Below are 24747 nucleotides of genomic sequence, written 5' to 3' on the forward strand. Positions count from 1 at the left end.
GAGGGGTGGAAGTGGACCGTCAGCAGGAGTTCGTCCTCCGTACGCTGGAAGAGCGGGACATCCGGTTCGTCCGGCTGTGGTTCACCGACGTGCTGGGCACGCTCAAGAGCGTGTCGGTGGCCCCCGCCGAGCTGGAGGCGGCCTTCGAGGAGGGCATCGGGTTCGACGGCTCGGCGATCGAGGGCTTCGCCCGGGTCTTCGAGTCCGACATGGTGGCCATGCCCGACCCGACGACCTTCCAGGTCTTCCCGTTCGAGGGCGGGGTCAGCGGCGAGAGCGCCCGGATGTTCTGCGACATCCTGCTCCCCGACGGCGGTCCGTCCTGGGCCGACCCGCGGCACGTGCTGCGCCGGGCGCTGTCGAAGGCCGCCGAGAAGGGCTTCACCTTCTACACCCACCCCGAGATCGAGTTCTTCCTGCTGGAGAACGGCCCGCTGGACGGCTCGGTGCCGATCCCGGTCGACACCGGCGGCTACTTCGAGCACACCACGCACGCCGTGGCCCGCGACTTCCGCCGGCAGGCCGTGCTGGCGCTGGAGCGGATCGGCATCTCCGTGGAGTTCAGCCACCACGAGGTGGCCCCCGGCCAGCAGGAGATCGACCTGCGCTACGCCGACGCGCTCACCACGGCCGACAACATCATGACCTTCCGGCACGTGGTCAAGGAGGTGGCGCTCTCCACCGGCGTGCAGGCCACCTTCATGCCCAAGCCGTTCACCGACCAGCCGGGCAGCGGCATGCACACCCACCTGTCGCTGTTCGAGGGGGAGCGCAACGCGTTCCACGACGCCGGCGACCCGATGAAGCTGTCCAAGGTGGCCCGGGCGTTCATCGCCGGGCTGCTGGTGCACGCCCGGGAGTACACGGCCGTCACCAACCAGTGGGTCAACTCCTACAAGCGGCTGTTCCCGCAGGCGTTGCCGGACCGGGTCACCGAGAGTCCCGCGTACGTCTGCTGGGGTCACCTGAACCGGTCCGCGCTGGTCCGGGTCCCCGCCTACGGCAAGCCGAACTCGGCCCGGGTGGAGGTCCGCTCGCCGGACTCGGCGGCCAACCCCTACCTCGCCTTCGCGGTGCTGCTCGGCGCCGGGATGAAGGGCATCGAGGAGGGCTACGAGCTGCCGCCGGGCGCCGAGGACGACGTGTGGTCGCTGACCAGCGCCGAGCGGCGGGCGATGGGCTACGAGCCGCTGCCGGAGAACCTGTCCGAGGCGATCGACGTGATGGCCGGCTCCGAACTGGTCGCCGAGGTGCTCGGCGAGCACGTCTTCGACTTCTTCCTGCGCAACAAGCGGGCCGAGTGGGAGCAGTACCGCCGCGAGGTCACCCCCTACGAGCGGCAGCGCTACCTGTCGCTGTAGGTCCGTCCTCCCGCCGCCGGAGCGGGCTCCCGCCGCTGGCGCGATGCCGCTATCGTCTCGGTCACCGCGCCGGCATCCCCGCCGGGCGCAGAGTTCGGGAGGCAGTCGGTGCTGGAAGACCTGCTCAGCGGAGCCTGGCAGAGCGTGGTGTTCGGGGTCGTCGGGGTGGCCCTGATGGCGGCCGGGTTCGGGCTGGTCGACATGCTCACCCCGGGCAGGTTGCGGGAGCTGATCTGGGTGCGGCGCAACGGCAACGCCGCGCTGCTGCTCGCCGCCAACCAGCTCGGCATCGCCGGGATCGTGTTCACCGCGATCCTGACCAGCTACAGCGACTTCGCCAAGGGCCTCGCCTCGACCCTCGTCTTCGGCCTGGTCGGGCTGGTCATCATGGCGCTGGCGTTCTTCGTGCTGGACCTGCTCACCCCCGGCAAGCTCGGCGAGATCATCTGCTCGGACGAGCCGCACCCGGCGGCGCGGGTCAGCGCCGCCACGCACTTCGGCGCCGCGCTGATCGTCTGCGCCTGCATCGCCTGAGCCGCTCCGTCACACCCCCGTCGTAGGTTGCGGGGGTGAACCGGACGGACCGTCTCTACGCCCTGGTCGAGGAGCTGCGCGCCGTGTCGCCACGGCCGCGCAGCGCCCGCTGGCTCGCCGACCGCTTCGAGGTGAGCACCCGCACCATCGAGCGGGACATCGGCGCCCTCCAGGAGTCGGGTGTGCCGATCTGGGCCGAGCCGGGCCGCACCGGCGGCTACGCGCTCGACCGGGCACGCACCCTGCCGCCGGTCAACCTCACCCCCGTCGAGGCGGTCGCCATGGCGGTGGCCCTGCACCGGATGCGCGGCACCCCGTTCGCCGCCGCGGCCGGCACCGCCCTGCGCAAGCTGATGTCCGTGATGCCCGCCGCCGACGCCGCCGAGGCGCACCGGCTCGCCGCCCGGGTGCACCTGATCGGCGACGGGCCGGTGACGCCCGTCCCGGCCGCCGTCGCCGACGCGGTGCGCGCGCGGCGCGTGCTGCGCATCCGCTACGCCGACCGCGCGGGCGCCGGCTCGCTGCGTGACGTGGAGCCGCTGGGCTACCTCGGCAACCCCCGGCACTGGTATCTGCTGGGCTGGTGCCGGCTGCGCGACGGCATCCGGGCCTTCCGCGTCGACCGGATCACCTCGGTCACCGCCCTGGCCGAGCGGGTGCCGGAGCGCGAGCTGGCCGCCGACGACATCGACATCCCCACGGAGCGGGTCCGCCGGCTCAGCCTGGTCTGACACGGGACAGCGCGGCCCTCCCGTGCACGGCATGCTGTCTCTTCCGTATGTTCCGCAGGAGGTCACCACGTGCCCGACGCGCTCAGCTACGCCGACGCCGTACGCCTGTTGGGCGGGGAGAAGAGCAAGCTCGTCGACTGGTTCGACAAGCTGACCGGCTGGTCGCTGCTCGGTGCCTCCGCAGCCGGCGCGCCGGACGCGTTGGGCATCTTCGACGCGAAGGCGGAGTTCGTCCGGCTCGGCCACGAACTGGTGCGCGGCGTGTCCGAGAAGCGCTCCGGGCTGTCCCGGTACGGCCGCACGCAGCGCCTGGAGGCGGCGCACGCCGTCGTCGCGGTGACCGCCTTCTTCGAGGTGCTGGGCGAGATCGACCTGCCCTTCGACGTGGCGAGCGCCCGGATCAGCAAGGCCGAGCAGTTGTCGTTGGCCGGCTCAGGAGCGGTGCACGAGGCGGCCCTCACCGACGCGTTCTTTGCCACCGCGGCGCCGCTGCCCGGTCCGCAACTGCCCTATCCCGCGTTCCGTCATGCCCTGGTCGCCTACTACGACGGTCTCGTCGGCCGGCTGCTGCACCTCCTGCGCGGCCTGGCGGTGTGGGAGGCCGCCGACGGGTGGCGGCGGCAGGCGACGGAGGAGGGACTGCTCGGGCTGCCCCGCGCCGCCGTCGACCGGCACCGCGATCTGCTGACCCAGCTTGCGGTGGACTTCGTCGAGGTGTCGTTCTGGATCGGTCTGTACGAGCACGAGGCGACCCGGACGCAGGTCCGTGCCCTCTCGGTGGGGCTGGACGAGATGCGGCGGACCCTTCTCGCCCTCTCCACGGGACGCCCGCCCGACGACCGCCGGGCGGCGCTCGCCGCGGCGTACACGGGCGAGTTGGGACGGCCCATCATCTCGTCCGGGGACGTGCCGACCGGGCTCACGGTGCCGACGCTCGGCCAGGCGTACGTGCCACCGCTGTGTCGGATCGAGGAGTTGCCCGCCCACGCGCGACCGAGTGACGAGGCGTGGTGGGACGGGCGGAGGCTGCGTGACGACCTGTGGCAGTCCCTGGTCGTGCACCTCACCTCGCCGAACGCCACCCGCGCCCCGCTGCTGGTGCTCGGCCAGCCGGGCTCCGGCAAGTCGGTGCTGACCCGGGTCCTCGCCGCGCAGCTGCCGGCCGCCGACTTCATGGTGGTGCGGGTGGTGCTGCGGGACGTCTACGCCGCCGGGGAGCTCCAGGACCAGATCGAGCAGGCGGTCCGCAACGACACCGGCGAGCGGGTGGACTGGCCCGGCCTGTCCAGGTCGGCCCGTGACGCGCTGCCGGTCGTGCTGCTCGACGGCTTCGACGAGCTGCTCCAGGCCACCGGGGTCAACCAGACCGACTACCTGCGCCGGGTGGCGGCCTTCCAGCGGCGCGAGGCCGACCAGGGGCGGCCGGTGGCGGTGCTGGTGACCAGCCGCACCAGCGTCGCGGACCGGGCGCAGCCGCCGCCCGGCACGGTGGCGGTCCGGCTGGAGCCGTTCGACGGCGAGCGGGTACGGGCCTGGACTGCCACCTGGAACCGGGTCAACGACGGGGCGTTCCGCGCGCTCGGCGTGCAGCCGCTGGAGCCGGCGACGGTGCTGGCCCACCGTGAGCTGGCCGAACAGCCGCTGTTGCTGCTGATGCTGGCGCTCTACGACGCCGAGGGCAACGACCTGCGATCGGCCGGCGAGCTGCGCCGGGGCGAGCTCTACGAGCGCCTGCTGCGCAGCTTCGCCCGCCGGGAGGTCATGAAGCACCGGCCCGGCCTGTCCGAGCGGGACCTGGACCGGGCGACGGAGGACGAGCTGCGCAGGTTGTCGATCGTGGCGTTCGGCATGTTCAACCGGGGCGTCCAGTGGGTCACCGAGAACGACTTCGAGTCGGATCTCGCCGCGCTGCCGTTCCTGGGCAGCCGTCCGGCGGCCGTCGCGACCGACGGACACCTGCGTACCCCGCTGCGACCTGCCGAGATCGTCCTGGGCCGCTTCTTCTTCGTGCACCGCTCACAGGCGATGCGAGACGAGACCCGGGCCAGCACCTACGAGTTCCTGCACGCCACCTTCGGTGAGTTCCTGATCGCCCGGACGACCGCGCTGGTGCTGGACGACCTGGCGGCCCGGGAGGCGAGCGCCCTGCTGGGAGCCACGCCGCCGGACGACGACCCGCTCCACGCCCTGCTGTCCTTCGCGACACTGACCGGACGCACCCCGATCGTCGCCTTCCTTGTCGAGATCCTGACGTCGTGGGGGGAAAGCCGGCGGGACGCCCTGGTCGACATGCTGCTGCGGCTGTTCCGGGCGGCGCCTGGTCGGCGACCGGCTCGGCACTTCGAGTCGTATGAGCCTCGGCAGTTGTCGGTTCCGGCACGCCACGCGGTGTACGGCGTGAACCTGCTCGTGCTGCTGCTCGCCGCGAGCGGGCAGCTGCGGGGGGCCCAACTCCATCCGGACAGCGGCGACGGGGTGTCCGGGTGGAACCGACAGGCTCTCTTCTGGCGTTCCCAGCTCAACCACGGCGAGTACGACAGCCTCCTGAGCGTCGTGCGGGTCAGCCGGACGTGGACCGGGACCCGACGGGATCTCGTCCTCTCTCTCGGGGAAGGCCGGGACGAGTCACCGCCGCCGGCGGACGATCCTTGCTGGTTCATCGTTGGCTCCAAGGACGACAGCCCCGCGGAGGACGCGGCGAGCTACTACCTGACGACCGAAACCGACTTTGCCCGGCTCGCCCGGACCGCGCACTTCGAGTGCGACCCGGACCTCGACACGGCGCTGCACGCGCTGGGACCGCTGGGCGATCCGCTCGATACGCTCGACGGCTTCTGGACGTTCGCGGACGGCGACCGCTCGGAAGCCCGGCTCCTGCTCGAGGTGTCGGTCCTTCCGATCCTCGGCGCGAAGGTTCCGCAGCGGGAACGGGCCTACGAACGCCTGCTGGCCACGGTGGACGAGGAGGACGAAGTACCGCAGCCGCCGGTGGCGAGGTTCGTACTGGATCGGATCTCGACCGACCACGAGTTGTCCGGCGAGTTCGTCGTCGATGTGCTGCGTCGTCTCCAACGGGACGCGACGATCGTCGGCTCCCTGCTGACGTCGGCGGCCCGCTGCGTCCTTGCCTTCCTCGGCCGCGACCCGCAGACCGACCTCGGGCTCGGTGAGCAGGTCGACGGCCTGATCGCCGGCGCGCAGTGGTTCGCCGCCGCCGGCGGCCGTCGGCTCGACTGGCTGAGCATCGACACCGCAGAGCTGGTGGCCCGCACCTACGAGGCGGGCGTGCGGCGGTATCCCGTGTCGGTGGCCGAGGTGGAGAGCTTCCACACCCGGCACGGTTCCCGCCGCCCCGACCTGGTCGACCGGTTGCGTCCGCTCACCGAACCGACCGGGTAACGGTCGGTTCCGTCGGAAACACCGACAGGACGGTGTCGCGGACGGGGCGGAGGCTGACTCCTGACGGCGCCGGCCGGACGGCCGGCGTGCGAACGGGAGGCGACACATGTCCACGATCAGCAGCGGGGTCAACTGGTTCGAGGTCGGCACCGACCGGCCGGAGGAGACCGGGCGCTTTTACACCGACCTGTTCGGCTGGGCGTTCAGCGAGCAGGGGACGCCGGAGGCGTCGTACCGGGTGGCGGAGCCGGGACCGGAGGGATCCATTCAGGGGGCGGTCCGGGACACCGGCGGGGCGAGCCCGAACTACGCGATCTTCTACGTGCAGGTGGCCGACGTGGCCGACGCCGTCCGGCGGGCGGAGGCGGCGGGCGGCAAGGTGCTGGTGCCGCCGAAGTCCAACGACAACGGGCTCACCTTCGCCCACCTGGCCGACCCGGCCGGCAACCACTTCGGCGTCTACGCCCCGCCGCCGGGGGCCTGAGCCTCGCCGGCCGCGCCGCCTGACCGGCCGCGCCGCCTGACCGGCCGCGCCGCCTGACCGGCCGCGCCGCCTGACCGGCCGCGCCGTCCGCCGGTGGTGCCGTCGACGTACGCCTGACGGTCGACGTCCCAGCCCGACGCGGACGACGGCACGGCCAGGAAGGGCCCGGCCGCCACCGCGGGCGGTGGCGCCGTCCGCCCCGGCCGGGTCGCCGGGGCGGACGGCGTACGTCACTTGCCGGCCGGTCCCCCGTGGCCGCCCCGGCCGCCCGGGCCGGGCAGGACGCCTGCCTCGGCGGCGGCGGTGACGGCGTCGGCCTGCTCCTGGGTGAGCTTGCCGTCCTCGACGGCCTGCGCCAGGCGCTCCTTCATCGCGGCCTGCCGGTCGGCGGGGTCGCCCTTGCCGGGCCGGTCGCCCTTCTCGGGCCGGTCGGCCGGCTTGTGCTCCGCGCGCAGCTTCTCCAGCGCGGCCGTCACCTTGTCGGTGTCGACGCCCAGCTCCGCGGCCAGCTTCTCGGCGAACTCCGCCTGCCGGTCGGCCCGCTGCTGCTGGCGGTCGCCGTCCTCGGCGGCGCCGGTGCTGGCGCCCGGCGTCGGGGTGTCGCCGTCCGCGGCGAACGCGACCGTCGGGGCGGCGAGGCCCACGCCGAGTACGCCGGCCGCGGCCAGCCCGGCCAGCAGGTGCTTCTTCCTCGTGGTGCGGGGCATGTCGTCCTCCAGCTCGTCGATGGGTGGTGCGATGACCTCACCGACAGTGACCGGCAGGACTGAGGGGATGCCGTGGCGACCCTGTCAGCGAGCTGGCAATCCGGGCCGCCCGACCGGACAAACGGGTTGCATCGGCGTGCGCGGGCGGCGAGGGTATGCGGTCGGCAGGGCCCCGCCGGGGCGGAGCAGGTGACGGAAGGTGACCCTCGTGACGACGTCCGTGAAGATCAGGGAAGTCCCGCTGACCGGGGCGGGCGGCGGCCCGTACGGCATAACGGTCGGCCCCGACGGCGCGCTCTGGCTGACGCTGGTTCACGCCGGCGGCATCGCCCGGGTGGACGCGGGCGGCGAGCTGCGCACCTGGTCGGTGGCGGCCGACAGCCGACCGCTGATCATCACGCCGGGCCCCGACGGCGCCCTCTGGTTCACCCGCTCCGGCGACGACCGGATCGGCCGGATCACCACCGACGGCGAGCTGAGCGCCGTCGAGCTTCCGGCCGGGACCGGCCCCTGCGGCATCGCCGCCGGTCCCGACGGCGCCCTCTGGTACGCGGCCATGAGCGCCGACGCGATCGGCCGGGTGACCGTCGACGGGGAGCAGACGCGGTTCCCGCTGCCGGTGAGCGGCGGCTTCGCCTCGATGGTCGCCGCCGGGCCGGACGAGGCCGTCTGGTTCACGCTCAACCAGGCGAACGCGGTGGGCCGGATCGGCATGGACGGCGCGGTGACCCTGCACGCGCTGCCGACCGAGGGGGCCGCGCCGGTCGGCATCACCGCCGGCGTCGACGGGGCGCTCTGGTTCGTCGAGATCGGCGCCGGTCAGCTCGGCCGGATCACCCCGGACGGGCGGATCACCGAGTACCCGCTGCCGGACCGGTCCGCCCGGCCGCACGCGATCGTCGCCGACCCGGCCGGCGGCTGCTGGTACACCGAGTGGGGCGGCAACCGCATCGGCCACGTCGCCCCGGGCGGCGCGATCACCACCCACGACCTGCCGACCCCGGCCTCCGAACCCCACGGCCTCACGGTCGCCCCGGACGCCACGGTCTGGGCCGCCCTGGAAACGGGCGCCCTCGCCCACCTGACCCCCGGCCCCTGACCCCGGCCCGGGGGGGCCTTGACCCCGGTGATCATGAGGTTGGCGGTGCGGAATGTCGGTATCGCTGCCGCCAACCCCATGATCGCCCGGGGCACGCGGGCACGCGGGCACGCGGGGCGCGGGGCGCGGGGGGCACGGGGGGCGCGGGACGGAGTGCAGGGGTCAGCGGACGGCGGGGGTGACCGTTAGGGTGCCGGTTTCCGTGTCGAGGGTGGCCTCGGTGCCCACGGGGACGGTGAGCTGGCCGGGGCCGTGACCGATCGGGAGGCCGCCGAGGACGGGCACCCCGAGGTCGCCGAGGCGCTCGGAGAGCACGTCGGCGACGCCGACCGACCAGCCGTCCGCGCAGTCGGTGAACTGGCCCACCGCGACCCCCGCCAGCCCGTCGAGGGCACCGGCGCGGCGGAGCTGGGTGAGCATCCGGTCGACCTTGTAGGGCGGCTCCTGGACGTCCTCGACGAGCAGGATCGCGCCGGTCAGGTCCGGCATGTCCGGGGTGCCCAGCGACGCCACGACCAGGCAGAGGTTGCCGCCCAGCAGCGGGCCGGTGGCCCGGCCGGGCACGCGTACCGCGAAGGTCTCCTCCTCGGCGACGGCGCTCACCGCGACCGGCTCGGTGGTCATCAGGGCGGCGTGCAGCGACTCGGCCGAGCGCAGCGGCGTGCGCTCGTCCAGCCAGGCCGCCCCCGGGCCGTGCACGCCGGCCAGCCGGGCGCCCCGCCAGAGGGCGAACTGCAATGCCGTGATGTCGGAGAACCCGGCGACCACCTTCGGGTCGCGGCGTACGGCGGCCATGTCGATCGCGTCGACGATCCGCTGCGCGCCGTAGCCGCCCCGGGTGCAGATCACCCCGCGCACCTCGGGATCGGCGAACGCGGCGTTCAGGTCGGCGGCGCGCAGTTCGTCCGCGCCGGCGAGGTAGCCCTGCCGGGCGTACGCGTTCGGCGCCAGCACCGGCCGCAGTCCCCAGCCGGTGAGCAGCTCGACGCCCCGGGCCACCCGTTCCGGCCGGGTCGGCCCGGACGGCGACACCAGCATCACCGTGTCGCCGGGGCGCAGCGCCGGCGGTCGTACGGCGGTGGCGGGAGTCGTGCGGGCGGGGTCGGACACAGCGGCAGAGCCTAGTCGCGTACGTGCGGCGGCGGGCACGCACCGGGTCACCCGTCGCCGCCGCGCCGGTGGAGGCGTTCCGGGGTCGGTCCGGGCCACCGGCTAGCCTCGACGTCGTGGCTACCGCGTTGGTGATCGAAAATGACCCGACCGACGACGTCCGCCGGCTGGGTGAGTGGCTGACCGAGGCGGGCCTCGACCTGTGGGTGGTCCGCGCCCACGCCGGTGACGAGATCCCCGCCGACCTGGAGGGGTACGCCGCGCTGGTGGTGCTCGGCGGCGGGCTGCCGCCGTACCCGCTGCCGGACGGGTCGCCGGCCGCGCCCTGGCTCCCGGCGGTGGAGGGGCTGCTGCGCAAGGCCGTCCGGCACCGGGTGCCGACCCTGGGCATCTGCCTCGGCGCGCAGTTGCTGGCCACCGCGCACGCCGGCGAGGTCGTGCGCAGCCCGAGCGGCCCGGAGGTCGGCCCCTGCGTGGTCGGCAAGCGGGACGCCGCCGACACCGACCCGCTGTTCCGTTACGTCCCGCTGATCCCCGACGTGTTCCAGTGGCACTCCGACGAGATCACCGAGCTGCCCCGCGGCGCCACCCTGCTGGCGGCCTCCACCCGCTACCCCCACCAGGCGTTCCGCCTCGGCGACCGGGCCTGGGGGTTGCAGTTCCACATCGAGTGCGACACCGCAATGATCGCCGACTGGGCCGCCGACTCGAGGCTGCTGGCCGAGCTGGGTTACGACCCCGACCTGGTGGTGGCGGCCTGCCACGACGTGATGGTCGACGTCGAGGAGGTCTGGCAGCCGTTCGCGGCCCGGTTCGCCGCGCTGGCCCTAGGCGAGCTGGACGACGCCGCGTCCCGTCGCAGCCTGCCCCTGCTCGGGCAGTGATGAGCCGGCCGGTCAGGGCCGCGGGACGGCTCGCCCGCTACGGCTTCGGCACCGACGGCGGTGCCGGCGCCACCCGTGCCGCCGACCTGCTCGGCCCGGACGGGCTGGGGCTGTGGCGGCCGGACGTGCAGGAACCCACCGACGACCGCGCGGCGGAGCTGCTCGCCGCGCTCTCCCGGGCCGCCGATCCGGACCTGGCGCTGCGCCAGCTGCACCGCATCGTCGAGGCCGAGCGCCGCACCGCGGCGAGCGGCACCGGCCCCGCCACGGGCCGCCGCACGGCCGCCAGGGGAGAGGCCCGCCCCGGGAGGCCGGTCGAGGCCGAGCGCCGCACCGCCCCGGAGCAGGCCGCGTCGGCGCTGCTGGCGGCGCTCGCCGACGATCCCGGCCTGCGCCGGCGGCTGGTCGCCGTCCTCGGCGCCTCCTCCGCGCTCGGCGACCACCTGGTCGCCAACTCCGATCAGTGGCCGGCCCTGCGCACCGCCCCGGACGGGCTGGCGCCGACCGCCGAGGGACGGCTCGACCTGTCCGGCGACGGGCAGCCGGTGGCGGTGCTGCGCAGGGCGTACCGGCTGGCGCTGTTGCGGATCGCGGCGGCCGACCTGACCGGCGGCCGGGGCCTGGAGCAGACCATGGCCGCGCTCTCCGCGCTGGCCGACGCGACCCTGGCGGCGGCGTACGAGATCGCGGTCGGCGAGCTGCCGGAGGGCACCCCCCGGCCCCGGCTCGCCGTCGTGGCGATGGGCAAGTGCGGCGGCGACGAGCTGAACTACGTCTCCGACGTCGACGTGATCTTCGTGGCCGCCGAGGACGACGACCTGGCCGCGGCCACCACGGTCGCCACCCGGCTGATCCACGTCTGCGGGCTGGTCGCCTGGCCGGTCGACGCGGCCCTGCGTCCGGAGGGCAACCGGGGGCCGCTGGTGCGGACGCTGGCCAGCCACCTCGCCTACTACCGGCGCTGGGCGCGCACCTGGGAGTTCCAGGCGCTGCTCAAGGCGCGGCCGGCGGCCGGCGACCTGACGCTGGGCCGGGAGTGGATCGACCAGCTCGCCCCGCTGGTGTGGCGGGCCGCCGAGCGGCCCGAGGCGGTCGAGGACGTGCGCGCCATGCGGCGCAAGATCATCGACAACATCCCGCCGAAGGAGCTGGAGCGCGAGATCAAGCGCGGCCCTGGTGGATTGCGCGACATCGAGTTCGCCGTGCAGCTGCTGCAACTGGTGCACGGCCGGGGCGACGAGTCGCTGCGGGTGCCCGGCACCATCCCGGCGCTGCGCGCGCTGGTCGCCGGCGGCTACGTCGGCCGGGCCGACGGCGAGGCGCTGCTGCGCGGCTACCGCTTCCTGCGCGGCGTCGAGCACCGCCTCCAGCTCCAGGGCCTGCGCCGCACCCACACCGTGCCGACCGAGCCGGCCGCGCTGCGCTGGCTGGCCGCCGCGCTGGGCCACACCGCCACGCCGGGCCGCAGCGCCGTCGAGGAGTTCCGCGCCGAGTGGGTCACCCACGCCGCCGAGGTACGCCGCCTGCACGCCAAGCTGCTCTACCGGCCGCTGCTGGAGTCGGTGGCCCGGGTGCCGGCCGACGGGCTGCGGCTGACCCCCGAGGCGGCCCGGCACCGGCTGGAGATCCTCGGCTTCGCCGACCCGGCCGGGGCGCTGCGTCACCTCCAGGCCCTCACCGGCGGGGTGAGCCGCACCGCCGCCATCCAGCGCACCCTGCTGCCGGTGCTGCTCAGCGAGTTCGCCGACGCCCCCGAGCCGGACCGCGGCCTGCTCAACTACCGGCAGGTCTCCGACAAGCTCGGTAGCACCCCCTGGTACCTGCGCCTGCTGCGCGACTCCGGGCCGGTGGCCCGCCGGCTGGCCCGGGTGCTCTCCTCCTCCCGGTACGCCGCCGACCTGCTGGCCCGCGAGCCGGAGGCGCTGCGGCTGCTGGCCGAGGAGAGCGAACTGACCCCCCGGCCCAGCGCGGTCCTCTGCGAGGGCTTCGCCGCCGCCGCGGCCCGGCACGCCGACCCGGTCGAGGCCACCCGGGCCATCCGCGCGCTGCGCCGCCGGGAACTGGTCCGGATCGCCTGCGCCGACCTGCTGAGCCGGGCCGGCTCGCTGGCCCCGTCGCCGCCCCGACCCGACGGCGGGCGCGCGGCGCTGGGCCTGGCCGACGTGACCGCCGTCGGCACCGCCCTGGCGGACGTCACGGACGCCACCCTGGCCGCCGCGCTGCGGGCCGCCCGCGCGGCCCAGCCGCCCGTGCCGGGGCTGCGCTTCGCCGTCATCGGCATGGGCCGGCTCGGCGGGTACGAGTCGAACTACCTCTCCGACGCCGACGTGCTCTTCGTCTACGACGCGCCGGCCGGTGCGGGCGACGGCGCGGCCGGCGCCGCCCGTGCGATCGCCGAGGAGCTGCGCCGGCTGCTCGGCATGCCCGCGCCCGACCCGCCGCTCGGCGTCGACGCCGACCTGCGTCCGGAGGGCCGGCAGGGTCCGCTGGTGCGCAGCCTCGCCGCCTACGCGCAGTACTACGCCCGCTGGTCGAAGGTGTGGGAGGCGCAGGCGCTGCTGCGCGCCCGGTTCGTCTGCGGCGACGCCGACCTCGGCGCCGAGTTCGCGGCGATGGTCGACCCGGTGCGCTACCCGGCGGAGGGGCTGACCCGCGAGCAGGTGGTGGAGATCCGCCGGATCAAGGCGCGGGTGGAGCACGAGCGGCTGCCCCGGGGCGCCGACCCGACCACCCACACCAAGCTCGGCCGGGGTGGCCTCGCCGACGTCGAGTGGGCCGTGCAGTTGCTCCAGCTCCGACACGCGGGGGCGATCCCGGCGCTGCGCGGCACGCGTACGCTCGACGCCCTCGCGGCGGCCCGGGACGCGGGCCTGGTCGATCCGACGGACGCCGTCGAGATGGCGGCCGGCTGGACGCTGGCCGCGCAGGTCCGCAACGCGCTGATGCTGGTCCGCGGCCGGGAGGGCGACCAGCTGCCCCGGCACGGCGTCGAGCTTGCCGGGGTGGTCCGGCTGCTCGGCCGGGACGACCCCGGCGAGTTCCTCGACGAGTACCTGCGCACCGGCCGCCGCTCCCGGGCAGCGATGGAACGGGTGCTCGACTCCTGAGCCCGCCGCCCGGCCGAGCGGGCCCGACCGGGTCGGGGCGCTCGCCCCGCCGGTCGGCTCCGGGGCGGGGTGGGCCGGGTCCCGCCGCCGGCGCGGAGCTCAGACGCGGCGGTGCACCAGCACCACGTGGTCGACCAGCTCGCCGGTCTCGCCGTTCGGGCCGGTGGCCTGCCGGCGCGGGGCGTCGAGCCGCTCGGTGTCCCACCGGTCGGGGTCGAGGTCGAGCGCGGCCAGGGTCTCCTGCGGGGTGGAGAAGCGGGCGTGCGCGTGGTCGTGCCGCCCCCACGGCGGGGCCTCGCCGTGCTCGACGACGAGCAGCCGGCCGCCGGGGGCCACGGCCCGGGCCGCCGACCGCAGCAGCTCCGCCCGGGGGAACTCCAGCGGCGACTGGAGGAACTGCGCGGAGACCAGGTCGTACCCGCCGGGCGGGAAGGTCCGGGTGAGGTCGTGCCGGCGGAACTCGATGCGGGAGGCGACCCCGGCGGCGGTCGCCTCCTCGGCCGCCCGGGCGAGGGCGGTCTCGGAGACGTCGACGGCGGTCACCCGCCAGCCCCGCCCGGCCAGCCAGACCGCGTCGCCGCCCTCACCGCAGCCGAGGTCCAGCGCGGTGCCGGCCGGCAGCGAGCCGGCGACGTCGACCAGGATCGGGTTCGCCCGGCCGCTCCAGACCCGCTCGTGCCGCCCGTAGTGCTCCTCCCAGAACCGCGCGGTCTCCTCGTCCACGTCCGGGTGCCGCCCGTCGTGTCCGGTGGCCGCCCTGGTGTCGTCGTGCCGATGCCCGCCGGTCGTCGCGTCGTGGTGCACGTCTCGTCCTCCTGCTGCGCTGCCTGCGTACCTGCCACGTCGATCGTGACGCGGCGGCGGCGTGGGAGCAAAGAATGTTGCCGGATCGGCAAAAGGTGGGCCGCCGTCCCCGGTGGTGCAGGTGGGTGACTGGTCAGCTGCCGAGCCGGTACTGCCCGGCGCGCGGCACGGTCACCGCCGTCCAGTCGCCGGCGGCGGCGACCGTGGCCCCGCCCGAGGCGGTCAGCCAGCGGCTGTGCCGCACCCGGACCGGCACCGTGCCGGCGGCCGGCGCCCGGAACGTCACCGAGGCGCCGTCGTGCGCGACCAGCTCGGCCGGCGCCCCGACGATCGGGGCCGGGTCCGTCACCGCCCAGACCCGCCAGTGCGGGCCGGACCAGACGGGCGTCAGGTAGGGCAGCCCGCCCGCGACCAGCTCGGCCTCGGCCCGCCCCACCCAGGACAGCGGGGCGTCCGGCACCGCGACGAACTGCACCGCGTTGTCGGTGAGCCAGTCCCGGTAGCTCGCGGCGGTCAGTGGCACCCCGGTGCCCGCGGCCCCCGGCACGGTGGTGAAGAAGAGCGGGTTGCGGTCGATGTCGGCCTGCCGCAGCCAGCCCCGGGCCAGGGGCACCTCGCCCAACCTCGCCGCCTCCCAGTAGTTGCGGGTCGGCGGCACCTCCACCCGGCCGGTGAGCCGCTGCCCGTCGAGGAACGCCCGCAGCGGCGCGAAGTAGGCCGCCCGGCTGGTCGGGTCGTCGACGCTGCGCAGGTCGGCGGGGGGCACCGGCGGCTGCCACCAGCACACCGCCGCCAGCAGCGCGGCCAGCGCGACGCCACCCCGGACCCGCATGCCGCCCGCGACTCCGGTCCGCATGGTCCCGGCGGGCCGCGCGGCGGACGACGCGCCGGTCCGGCCGAGCCACGCCGTCAACCGGCCGAGCCACGCGGTCGGCCGGGCCGGGGGGCGGGCGGCGGCGGCCAGCAGGGGCAGCGCGAACATGACGGCCAGCCGGGTGGCGTTCAGCCCGACCGGGGTGTGCACCAGCGCCGCCGCCAGCACCCCGGCCGCCGAGAGCAACGCCCCGACCCGCACCGGCCGGTAGCCCACGAGCGCGGCCACGAGCAGGCTGGTCAGCACGGCGCGGACCGTGTCGGTGCGGCTGATGTTCATCCAGCCGCCGTCACCGAAGAGCAGGGCGGTCAGCCCGAGCGGCAGCGCGGCGGCGACACCGAGCACCAGCCCGTCGGCGTACCGGCGGGTCAGCAGGAGCGCCGCCCCGGCCAGGCCGACGAAGAGGCCCGCGACCGGGCTCGTCGCCGAGGCCAGCAGCGCACCGGCCGCCGCCAACCCGAGCCGAACGAGCCGCCGGCGCCCCGCCCGCCCGTGCGGGCCCGCGCCGGGCGGTCCAGCCGGCCGGGCCTCCGTGGGGGCCGCCGGGCCGAGGGTGAGGGCGAGCAGCGCGCCGAGGCCGAAGGCCACCCCGAGGCCGTACGTCACCCGGCCCGAGACCAGGTTGCCGGCGATGGTGAGCACCCCGACGAGGCTGCCGAGCAGCGGGCGGGGCACCCCGGTACGCACCAGCAGCGCCGCGAACGCGGTCGCCGCCGCCACCAGGGCCAGCGCGCCGGTGACCCGCACCCCGAGCAGCGCCATCACCGGCTGCGAGAGCAGGCTGTAGCCGAACTGCTGCACGCCGCCGTACCAGCGCAGGTCCACTGGGGCGAGGCCGTGCGCGGCGAAGAAGTCGGCGCGCGCGACCTGCGCGGCGAGGTCGGAGCCGGTCGGCGGGAGGGCGACGTGGGCCACGCCGAGGAGCACGGCGGAGACGGCGGCCACCGCCACCACCCGACTGCGCCGCATGCCCACCTCCGTACCGCGACCACCGTACTGGCAGCATGTCGGGCGTGCCTCACCACCTCGCGCGCTGGCTCGGCCTCGCCGGCTCGACGCTGCTCGCCGTGGCCGCATTTCTCGGCGGCGCGTTCCCCGACGGCGATCTGCGCCCCACCCCGGTCAGCATCTGGCAGGGTCCGTACGGCCCGCTGATCATCGCCACCTGGGCGGTCGGCACGGGCGCGATGGCGTACGCCTGGTGGGCGCTGCGCGACCGCGTGCCGTCGACCCGCTGGGCGCTGGTCACCGTCGGGCTCTGGCTGCTGCCGCTGCTCCTCACGCCGCCGCTGGGCAGCCGGGACGTGTACGCGTACGCCTGCCAGGGGGCCAGCTACTCCGCCGGTCTCAACCCGTACGAGCAGGGTGTCTCGGCGCTGCCGTGCCCGTGGCTGGACACCATCTCCTACATCTGGCGGGACACCTCGGCGCCGTACGGTCCCCTGTTCGTGCTGCTCGCCGGGGCGGTGGTGAAGGCGACCGGGTCGCTGGTCGGCAGCATCGTGCTGTTCCGGCTGCTCGCCCTGGCCGGAGTGGGGCTGACCGCGGCCTGCCTGCCGGTGCTGGCCCGCCGCTGCGGCGTACCGGCCGGCCGGGCGGTCTGGCTGGCGCTGGGCTCGCCGCTGATCGGGGTGCACCTGGTCTCGGGGGCGCACAACGACGCGCTGATGGTGGGGCTGCTCGTCGCCGGGCTGGCCGTGGTGGTGTCCCGGCCGGGCCGCCCCGGGCCGCTGCTCGGCGGGGGAGTGCTGCTCGGCCTCGCCGTCGCGATCAAGGTGACCGCGCTGGTCGTGGTGCCGTTCGCGGCGCTGGCCGCGATCGTCGGGGCGTACTCGATCAGGGCGCTGATGCGCGACGGCGGGTGGGTGGTCGGCGGGGCGGTCGCCGCCGTGGTCGGCGCGACCCTCGCCACCGGCCTCGGCTTCGGCTGGGTGACCGGGCTGGAGCAGGGCGGCCTGGTGATCGCCTGGACCTCGCCGCCGACGGCGGTGGGGCAGACCGTCGCCTACCTCGCCGCGCCGTTCGGCTGGCACGGCGACCCGCTGCCGGCCACCCGGGGGATCGGCATGGCGGCGCTGGCGCTGGTGCTGCTCTGGCTGTGGTGGCGGGCCCGCACCCGGGAGCCGATCTGGCACGCCGGCCTGGCACTGGCCGCCACCGTCGCGCTCGCCCCGCTCTTCCACCCCTGGTACTGGACGTGGCCGCTGGCGGTGCTCGCGGCCACGGCCCGGCGCACCGGGTGGTTCGCGGTCGTCGCGATCGTCTCGTCGTTCCTGGTGCTCGCCGACGGCACGGGGCTGCCCCGGTACACCAAGACCGTCGGGGCGCCGCTGATGACGCTGTTCGTGATCGTGGTGGTGGTCCGCTTGGTACGGTCGGCCCGGGCGGCCCGTCGGCCGGCCGCCGTGGACTGAGGAGAGGGACGCCGGTGACCGCTCCCGGCGCTTCGCCGGTCCCGCCCGGCACCCCGCCGCCGCCCGGACTCCCGCCGCCGCCCGAGGGCCCGCCACTCCGGCCTCCGCCGTCGTCGCCCGGTGCCGCCCGGTCCGCCCGCCACGCCGGTCTGGCCGGGGCGGTGCTGCTGACCGTCGCCGGCTGGCTCGGCGGCGCGCTGCCCCGGGCCACCGGTGTTCCGGGCCCCGGCGGGGGGACGTGGGCCGCCCCGGTCCCGGTCCCGGCCACCGCGACCGTCGCGCTGTGGCTCGTCGGCACCGCCCTGCTGGTCGGCGCCTGGTGGGCGCTGCGCCGGGGCGCGCCGTCGACGCGCTGGGCGTACCTGACCGCCGGGCTGTGGGCGCTGCCGCTGCTGGCCGCCCCGCCGCTGGGCAGCCGGGACGTCTACTCCTACGCCTGCCAGGGCTGGGCGTACGCGCACGGCGTCGACCCGTACGCCACCGGCGTCGCCGAGGCCGGCTGTCCCTGGGTGGAGTCGGTCGCGCCGATCTGGCGGGACACGCCCGCGCCGTACGGGCCGTTCTTCGTGCTGCTCGCCGCGCTCGCGGTGACCCTCGGCGGCGGCCTGGTGGGCGCGATCGTGGCGTTCCGGCTGTTCGCGGTCGCCGGGGTGCTGCTGGCCGCCCTCTGCCTGCTCGGGCTGGCCCGGGCCGCCGGCGTGCCCACCCGCCGGGCGGCCTGGCTCGCGCTGGCCAGCCCGCTGGTCGGGGTGCACCTGATCGCCGGCGCGCACAACGACGCGGTGATGCTCGGCCTGCTGATGCTGGGCCTGCTGGTGCTCCTCCGCCGCCCCGGCCGTCCGGGGCCGCTGCTGCTGGCCGGGGCGCTGCTCGGGCTGGCGGTGACCGTGAAGGCGACCGCCGTGGTGGTGCTCCCGTTCGCGGCGCTCGCGGCGGTGCGCGGCCGCCACACCGTCCGGGCGCTGCTGCGCGACGCCGGCTGGCTGGCCGGCGGGGTGCTCGGCGCGGTGGCGGTCACCTCGCTGCTGTCCGGCCTCGGGCTGGGCTGGGTGGGCGGGCTGACCCGCAGCGGGGACTCCGAGCAGTGGACGTCCCCGCCCACGGCGGTGGGCTTCGTCGTCGACTACGCGGGCGGGCTCGCCGGCCGGGAGCCGGGCGCCGTGCCGGTGACCCGCGCGGCGGCGCTGCTGCTGCTCGCGGTGCTGGTGGCGGCGCTGTGGTGGCGGGCCTGGTCGGGGCTGCGCCGCCTCAACGACGTCCGGCAGCGGGTGGCCCGCCTGGACGCCGCCCGCCCCCGGGCCGCCCTGCTCGGCGCCGGCCTGGCGCTGGCCGCCACGGTCGTGCTGGCCCCGGTCTTCCATCCCTGGTACGCCACCTGGCCGCTGGCGCTGCTCGCGGTCGCCGCGAGGCGGACCACCTGGTTCGTGGCGCCCTGTGCGGCGGCGGCCTTCCTCGCCCTGCCCGACGGCACCAACCTGGCCCGGTTCACCAAGGCCCCGGGCGCGCTGGCGATGACCGCGCTGGCGCTCGGGCTGGCGGTGTGGGGCCTGCTCCGGCTGCGCCGCACCGGTGCGCGTCCGGGCTGAGGAGCCCGTTCCGGCCGGCGGGGCCGCAGTAGGCGGTGGCGGGGCCGTGCGGCGCCGCCCCTGCCGGGCGGGTTCGTGCGCGCGTTCCGGCCGGTGGGGCCGCGCGGCGTGCTTCGGCCGGCGGGGCCGGTGTGCTTCGGCCTGCGGGTCCGTGCCGCGTGCTTCGGCCGGCGGGGCCGTGCGGTGTGCTTCGGCCGGTGGGCCCATGATCGTGGGATGAGCGCAGCCGAGGAACCGTTGCCGGGCAACGCCACCGCCGGCGTGGTGCGCGTCGGCGACACCGTGCGCCGCCCGGTCGGCCCCTGGAGCGACGCGGTGGACGCCCTGCTGGAGCACCTGCACGCGGTGGGGTTCTCCGGGGCTCCCCGACCGCTGGGCCGGGACGCGCGGGGCCGGCAGGTGCTGGAGTACGTCCCCGGCGAGGTCGGCGCGGCGTCGGGCACGTACCCGGCGGAGGACCTTTTCACGATCGGCCGGATGCTGGCCGAGCTGCACGAGGCGCTGGCCGGGTTCGTCCCGCCGCCCGGGGCGGCGTGGCAGCGGCTCATTCCGCCGGACCGGGAGGAACTCGTGTGCCACAACGACGTGGCGCCCTGGAACCTGATTAGGGCGGACCGGGGCTGGGTGCTGATCGACTGGGACGCCGCCGCGCCGGGCTCCCGGCTCTGGGACGTCGCGTACGCCGCGCAGAGCATGGCCGGCCTGCGCCCGGACCGGCCGGTGGCCGAGTCGGCGGCCCGGCTGCGCGCCTTCGCCGACGGCTACCGCCTGGACGAGGCGTCCCGCCCGACCCTGGCCGCTCTGCTGGGTCGTCGCGCCCGGGCCATGTACGACCTGCTGCGCGAGGGCGCGGAGCAGCGGCGCGAGCCGTGGGCCCGGATCTGGGCGGAGGACGGCCCGTACTGGCTGGCGACCGCCGACCACCTCGACGCCCACGTTGAGGCATGGGAGGCGGCCCTCCGCTGATCGACCGCCGAGGCGGTGGCGGGTGGAACGCCATGGTTGTCAAAACCCTCCGATGACAGCCGTGGCGTTCCACTCGCCACCGCAGGTGCCGTTGCCGCTCGGCTAAGGGGTCCGCTCGGCGGTGCGCCCGCAGGTCGGGCAGCGGTCGCCGGTCGCGACCGGGCTGGGTCCGCGCCGGCGCTTGCGCAGGGCGATCGTCAGCGGCAGCAGCGCGGGGCCGGCCAGGCCGACCACGACAGCCGTCGCGGTGAGCGCGGACCAGCCCGGCCGGGGCGCACCATTCAGCAGGCCGTCCGCCGCTCCGGCCAGGATGTGCAGCGACAGCAGGCCCACCGGGGTCAGCAGCACCAGCAGCGCCCAGCCGCCCCGCTGGTCGGCCCGCAGGGCGAGCCCCGTGCCGAGCAGCAGCACCACCACGAGCAGCACCACGGCGGTGCCGGGCAGAATCTGTTCCGCGGTCCAGCCGTAGTAGTAGCTGCCGTAGTGGCCGACGATGTCGTTGCGGGGCAGCAGGTTGACACCCGCGAGGCCGGCGGCGCCGACGGCGAGCAGGGGCGCCGCCCGGAGCCGCGCCGGCAGCCGTGCGGGCAGGCCCAGCGCCACCAGCCCCAGCCCGATCTGCGGCAGCAGCACCAACAGCGGCGGTCGGGGCAGGCCGGCGAGGGCGGCGACAGGCACGACCGCGAGGGTGAACAGCAGGGCGAGAGCCACGGCACGGCGGGTCCAGCGACCCGGCGCCACCGCGTGCACCACCGCGGCGAGCAGCCAGGCGGCCCACACGCCGATCCCCAGCGAGACGAACGGCCCGGCGCTCGGCACGCCCCACTCCGCTCGCGGCGGATGCAGTTCCAGCACCGACCAGACCGCCGCCAGGGCGGTCGCGGTGAAGAAGGCGAGGACGGCGGCGAGGCGTACGCCCGGGATCAGGTCGGCGGCCCCGGCGGCCCGCAGCCGCTGGCGGAGGCCGCCGCGCAGCAGGTCCGCGGCGTCCGCGGGCGAGGGCCAGCGCCGCTCCGGGCCGGCCAGGTCGAGGTACGTGCCGACGATCTCCGCGCCGCGCGCCCGGCGGTAGTCGGCCGGGTAGGCGCGCAGCAGGCGGTGGTAGCGCCGCTCCAGCCCGCTCATGCCAACCCCCCAGCGGTACGCGGGGCGAGCGGCCGGGTCGCGCGGGCGCGCAGACGGGCGGTGGCCGCCTCGACGTTGCGGCGCATGCGCTCGGTCTCGGCGGTCAGCGTGGCGTCGCCGGTGGGGGAGAGGCGGTAGTAGCGGCGCAGCCGGCCGTCCACCACCTCCTCGCGGTCGACCTCCACCAGGCCGGCGTCGACCAGCCGGTCGAGCGCGCCGTAGAGGGTGCCCGGCCGCAGCGACACGCGCCCGTCGGAGAGGGCGGTGACCTCGCGGATCAGGCCGTAGCCGTGCATCGGCTGGCCGGCCAACGCGGTGAGGATCAGGAAGGTGGGTTCGCGCAGCGGTGTGTCCACGTCCCGCAATATAACGGACACGAAGGTATGCCGGTGTCCGTTACACGCCGCGCGGAGAAACGGTCCCGGCCGCGCCGCCCGGCGGTGGGTCGGTTGCGGTAGGCGGACAGACGGAAAGGCCCCGGGCGGACCCGGGGCCTTCCTGTGGTTCTTCTGCCGCGTCAGCAGTCGAGGTGCGTCAGCAGTCGAAGTACATGGCGAACTCGTGCGGGGTCGGGCGCAGGCGCACCGGGTCGACCTCGTTGGCCCGCTTCCACTCGATCCAGGTCGAGATCAGGTCGGGCGTGAAGACGCCACCGTCGAGCAGGTAGTCGTGGTCGGCCTCCAGCGAGTCGAGCACCGCCGACAGCGAGCCCGGCACCTGCTTGACGTCGCCCCACTCCTCCGGCGGCAGGTCGTAGAGGTCCTTGTCGATCGGCGCCGGCGGCTCGATCTTGCTCTTGATGCCGTCCAGGCCGGCCATCATCATCGCCGAGAAGGCCAGGTAGACGTTGGCCGACGGGTCCGGCACGCGGAACTCGACGCGCTTGGCCTTCGGGTTGCTGCCGGTCACCGGGATGCGGGTGCAGGCGGAGCGGTTGCGCTGCGAGTAGACCAGGTTGACCGGCGCCTCGAAGCCCGGCACCAGCCGGCGGTACGAGTTGACCGTCGGGTTGGTGAAGGCCAGCAGCGACGGGGCGTGGTGCAGCAGGCCGCCGATGTACCAGCGGGCCATGTCCGACAGGCCGGCGTAGCCGGTCTCGTCGTAGAACAGCGGCTCGCCGTTCAGCCACAGGCTCTGGTGCGTGTGCATGCCGGAACCGTTGTCGCCGAAGAGCGGCTTCGGCATGAACGTCGCGGTCTTGCCGTTGGCCCAGGTCTCGTTCTTCACGATGTACTTGAAGAGCTGGAGCTGGTCGGCGGCGTGCAGCAGCGTCGAGAACCGGTAGTTGATCTCGGACTGGCCGGCGGTGCCCACCTCGTGGTGCGAGCGCTCCACGGTGAACCCGCTGTCGACCAGCCGGCGCACGATGCTGTCACGCAGGTCGGCGAGGTGGTCGACCGGCGGCACCGGGAAGTAGCCGCCCTTGTAGGCGGTCTTGTAGCCGCGGTTGCCGCCCGGCTCCTCGCGGCCGGTGTTCCAGGCGCCCTCGATCGAGTCGATGTAGTAGAACGACTGGTGCGCCGAGGTCTCGTGGCGGATGGAGTCGAAGATGTAGAACTCCGCCTCCGCGCCGAAGTACGCGGTGTCGGCGATGCCGCTGGCGGCCAGGTAGGCCTCGGCCTTCTTCGCCACGTTGCGCGGGTCCCGGCTGTAGGCCTCGCGGGTGAACGGGTCGTGGATGAAGAAGTTGAGCGCGAGGGTCTTCTGCGCCCGGAAGGGGTCGATGAAGGCGGTGGCGACGTCCGGGAGCAGGAGCATGTCCGACTCGTGGATCGCCTGGAAACCGCGGATCGACGAACCGTCGAAGGCCAGGCCCTCGGTGAAGAAGGCATCGTCGACAGACTCGACCGGCAGGTTGAAGTGCTGCATCACGCCGGGCAGGTCACAGAAACGTACGTCGACGAACTTCACGTCCTCGTTCTTGAGGTATCGCAGGAGTTCCTCGGGATTGGCGAACACACGTCCTCCTGGCACGTCCACGGGTGGCTAGGCTCTTGGCGACGCTATGGCCGCGCGGTTGCCCGGCCATGTCTTGAGTGTTTCTGCCGTGTTACGTCCCTCGCGGAGCGTCATCCGCGCCGCTCGGGCGGGCCGGACCGCGCGACGGGACACCCCCGGCTGTGCCATTCTATTGACACTTGATCGCTTTCGCCCCTTTTTGCTGCCCGGGTGCGGGCGACCGTCCCCGATCCGTCCGTACGCCCTGGATACCCTTGACCGTTGTGACCAAGCCGCATGATCGCCCCGTACCGCCCGCGACGGACCCCGCCTTCACCCCGCCCAGCCTGGGGCGCCGGTTCGGCGCGCTGGTGATCGACTGGGTGCTCTGCCTGCTCGTCGCCGGTGGTTTCGCCGACCCGGTCCACGACGGGTGGGCGCCCGTGCTGGTGCTGATCGTCGAGTACGGCTTCTTCCTCGGGCTCTTCGCGCAGACGCCGGGCATGTTCATCACGAAGATCCGCTGCGTCGCCTGGGCCGACGGCGGTCGCATCGGGGTGGCCCGGGCCCTGCTGCGCGGCCTGCTGCTCGCCCTGGTCGTCCCGGCCCTGCTGATGGACGGCCACCGTCGCGGCCTGCACGACCGCCTGGCGGGCTCCGTCGTCACCGACGCCCCCCGCCCCTGACAGACGGCAAGAGCCGGGCCCTGCGCACGGGCCCGGCTCTTCGCGTACGCGTCGGAGGTCAGCGACCGCGCGTCTGGCGGAACGCGCCCCGCGCGGGTCGCATGTTCTTCGGGATCGCGCCCTTGGGCATCTGCGGGCGGGCGGTGAGCGCCTTGAGCCGCTTGTCCAGCGAGTTGACGTCCTTGCCGCTGAGGCTGCGCGGCAGCCGCATCAGCGTCATCCGCAGCTTGCGGATCGGCAGCTCGCCCTCCTCCTGGCCGATCACGTAGTCGAAGAGCGGGGCGGAGCCGATCACCTTCGCCAGCCGCCGCTTCTCCTGGCCGAGCAGCCCGCGCACCCGCTGCGGGTTGCCCTCCGCCAGCAGGATCACCCCGGGCCGGCCGATGACCAGGTGGACCATGTCCATCTGCGTGGTGGAGCTGACCGCCGGGGTGACCCGCCAGTCGCCCCGCATGCTCTCCATGATCTGGGCCGCCGCGCCGGGCTGCCCCTCGGCGGCGTTCATCATCGCCTTGTTGGACCGCAGGTTGAGCACGATCAGCAGGCAGAGCAGGGCGAACAGGATGCCCAGCGGCAGCCAGAACCAGCCCCAGATCAGGACCGCGACCACGGTGAGCGCGAGCGGGATCAGCACCGCGGCGGCGGCCAACGGCGCGAACCACCGGTCCTGCTTGGCGGTGAACTTGAACACCATCCCGATCTGCTTCAGCCGCTGGCCGAACGAGACCTTCTCCTGGGGCTTTGCCATGTCGCAGAGTCTAGTGGTCGCCGCACGTCGCGTTGTCCGCGGCCGGGCTGAGTACCTTACGCCGCCGTACCGCCGCCGAAGGGCGGGAGTAAGGAGGGCAGGCGGGCGAAGATCGGGCGGCGCACCCATGCCCCCGGGGGACCTTCGCGCGCAGAGTCGGAGTCGACAGCCGAAGACGACCGCAGGGAGC

Annotated in this window: 20 protein-coding genes; 12 read left to right on the forward strand and 8 right to left on the reverse strand. The window is 75.1% G+C overall.

Annotated elements, in window-relative coordinates; translation table 11 throughout:
* The first annotated feature begins 11 nt into the window (after positions 1-11).
* The 5 genes from glnA (ACLQ22_RS13140) to ACLQ22_RS13160 all read left to right on the forward strand — a co-directional run bounded on the left by glnA (ACLQ22_RS13140) (position 12) and on the right by ACLQ22_RS13160 (position 6509).
* Positions 12-1361, forward strand: a complete 1350-nt coding sequence (gene glnA, locus ACLQ22_RS13140; protein ID WP_121400411.1) for a type I glutamate--ammonia ligase — start codon at positions 12-14, stop codon at positions 1359-1361.
* Between the two features lie 108 nt (positions 1362-1469).
* Positions 1470-1895, forward strand: coding sequence for a DUF350 domain-containing protein (locus tag ACLQ22_RS13145; RefSeq protein WP_132237322.1), 426 nt, complete (start codon positions 1470-1472; stop codon positions 1893-1895).
* A 35-nt stretch (positions 1896-1930) separates the two neighbouring features.
* Positions 1931-2626 (forward strand): helix-turn-helix transcriptional regulator, encoded by a 696-nt coding sequence (locus ACLQ22_RS13150; RefSeq protein WP_425692512.1) that lies wholly within the window; start codon positions 1931-1933, stop codon positions 2624-2626.
* A gap of 69 nt (positions 2627-2695) precedes the next feature.
* Entirely contained in the window at positions 2696-6025 is a 3330-nt protein-coding gene (locus tag ACLQ22_RS13155; RefSeq protein WP_425692513.1) for an NACHT domain-containing protein, read from the forward strand.
* Positions 6026-6131: 106 nt separating this feature from the next.
* The gene (locus ACLQ22_RS13160; protein WP_425692514.1) at positions 6132-6509 is read left to right on the forward strand and encodes a VOC family protein; all 378 of its coding nucleotides are present in this window, start codon (positions 6132-6134) and stop codon (positions 6507-6509) included.
* Positions 6510-6739: 230 nt separating this feature from the next.
* Here the strand turns inward: ACLQ22_RS13160 and ACLQ22_RS13165 are convergent, their stop codons facing one another.
* A complete protein-coding gene (locus tag ACLQ22_RS13165) occupies positions 6740-7216 on the reverse strand; it encodes a hypothetical protein (protein ID WP_425692515.1) in 477 nt (158 codons plus the stop codon).
* Between the two features lie 208 nt (positions 7217-7424).
* Between ACLQ22_RS13165 and ACLQ22_RS13170 the strand changes: the two genes are divergently transcribed.
* Complete coding sequence (locus ACLQ22_RS13170; protein ID WP_425692516.1) at positions 7425-8315, forward strand: virginiamycin B lyase family protein; 891 nt, start codon at positions 7425-7427, stop codon at positions 8313-8315.
* Between the two features lie 162 nt (positions 8316-8477).
* On the opposite strand, the gene ACLQ22_RS13175 is transcribed toward ACLQ22_RS13170, so the two are convergent.
* Entirely contained in the window at positions 8478-9353 is an 876-nt protein-coding gene (locus ACLQ22_RS13175) for a S66 peptidase family protein (RefSeq protein WP_121400899.1), read from the reverse strand.
* 188 nt (positions 9354-9541) lie between these two features.
* Here ACLQ22_RS13175 and ACLQ22_RS13180 point away from each other — a divergent pair, with 188 nt between their 5' ends.
* Together ACLQ22_RS13180 and ACLQ22_RS13185 are read left to right on the forward strand one after the other, a co-directional pair.
* Entirely contained in the window at positions 9542-10309 is a 768-nt protein-coding gene (locus ACLQ22_RS13180) for a type 1 glutamine amidotransferase (protein ID WP_425692517.1), read from the forward strand.
* The gene (locus tag ACLQ22_RS13185; RefSeq protein WP_425692518.1) at positions 10309-13416 is read left to right on the forward strand and encodes a bifunctional [glutamine synthetase] adenylyltransferase/[glutamine synthetase]-adenylyl-L-tyrosine phosphorylase; all 3108 of its coding nucleotides are present in this window, start codon (positions 10309-10311) and stop codon (positions 13414-13416) included. Before ACLQ22_RS13180 ends, ACLQ22_RS13185 begins: the two co-directional genes overlap by 1 nt.
* A 99-nt stretch (positions 13417-13515) precedes the next feature.
* On the opposite strand, the gene ACLQ22_RS13190 is transcribed toward ACLQ22_RS13185, so the two are convergent.
* The gene (locus ACLQ22_RS13190; protein ID WP_425692519.1) at positions 13516-14220 is read right to left on the reverse strand and encodes an SAM-dependent methyltransferase; all 705 of its coding nucleotides are present in this window, start codon (positions 14218-14220) and stop codon (positions 13516-13518) included.
* 133 nt (positions 14221-14353) lie between these two features.
* Entirely contained in the window at positions 14354-16063 is a 1710-nt protein-coding gene (locus tag ACLQ22_RS13195; protein ID WP_425692520.1) for a hypothetical protein, read from the reverse strand.
* Between the two features lie 44 nt (positions 16064-16107).
* On the opposite strand from ACLQ22_RS13195, the gene mptB (ACLQ22_RS13200) reads away from it, so the two are divergent.
* The 3 genes from mptB (ACLQ22_RS13200) (at position 16108) to ACLQ22_RS13210 (ending at position 20060) form a co-directional block, all read left to right on the forward strand.
* The gene (gene mptB, locus ACLQ22_RS13200; RefSeq protein ID WP_425692521.1) at positions 16108-17508 is read left to right on the forward strand and encodes a polyprenol phosphomannose-dependent alpha 1,6 mannosyltransferase MptB; all 1401 of its coding nucleotides are present in this window, start codon (positions 16108-16110) and stop codon (positions 17506-17508) included.
* Between the two features lie 149 nt (positions 17509-17657).
* The gene (mptB, locus tag ACLQ22_RS13205) at positions 17658-19094 is read left to right on the forward strand and encodes a polyprenol phosphomannose-dependent alpha 1,6 mannosyltransferase MptB (protein ID WP_425692768.1); all 1437 of its coding nucleotides are present in this window, start codon (positions 17658-17660) and stop codon (positions 19092-19094) included.
* A gap of 216 nt (positions 19095-19310) precedes the next feature.
* Positions 19311-20060 (forward strand): phosphotransferase, encoded by a 750-nt coding sequence (locus ACLQ22_RS13210; RefSeq protein WP_425692522.1) that lies wholly within the window; start codon positions 19311-19313, stop codon positions 20058-20060.
* A gap of 102 nt (positions 20061-20162) precedes the next feature.
* On the opposite strand, the gene ACLQ22_RS13215 is transcribed toward ACLQ22_RS13210, so the two are convergent.
* From ACLQ22_RS13215 to glnA (ACLQ22_RS13225), 3 genes are all read right to left on the reverse strand, one after another.
* Complete coding sequence (locus tag ACLQ22_RS13215; protein WP_425692523.1) at positions 20163-21185, reverse strand: hypothetical protein; 1023 nt, start codon at positions 21183-21185, stop codon at positions 20163-20165.
* Entirely contained in the window at positions 21182-21541 is a 360-nt protein-coding gene (locus ACLQ22_RS13220; protein WP_425692524.1) for a PadR family transcriptional regulator, read from the reverse strand. The genes ACLQ22_RS13215 and ACLQ22_RS13220 overlap by 4 nt, the downstream gene beginning before the upstream one ends.
* A gap of 178 nt (positions 21542-21719) precedes the next feature.
* Positions 21720-23144: a type I glutamate--ammonia ligase gene (gene glnA, locus ACLQ22_RS13225; RefSeq protein WP_121400424.1), complete on the reverse strand. Its 1425-nt coding sequence runs from the start codon at positions 23142-23144 to the stop codon at positions 21720-21722.
* A gap of 263 nt (positions 23145-23407) precedes the next feature.
* Here glnA (ACLQ22_RS13225) and ACLQ22_RS13230 point away from each other — a divergent pair, with 263 nt between their 5' ends.
* On the forward strand, positions 23408-23809 hold the full coding sequence (locus ACLQ22_RS13230; RefSeq protein WP_425692525.1) for an RDD family protein: 402 nt from the start codon (positions 23408-23410) through the stop codon (positions 23807-23809).
* A 58-nt stretch (positions 23810-23867) separates the two neighbouring features.
* On the opposite strand, the gene ACLQ22_RS13235 is transcribed toward ACLQ22_RS13230, so the two are convergent.
* Entirely contained in the window at positions 23868-24557 is a 690-nt protein-coding gene (locus ACLQ22_RS13235; protein WP_425692526.1) for a DUF4191 domain-containing protein, read from the reverse strand.
* Positions 24558-24747 lie beyond the last annotated feature (190 nt).

Origin of the sequence: Micromonospora sp. DT178 (assembly GCF_049841695.1) — a bacterium.
In the GTDB taxonomy this organism is placed as follows: Bacteria; Actinomycetota; Actinomycetes; order Mycobacteriales; family Micromonosporaceae; genus Micromonospora.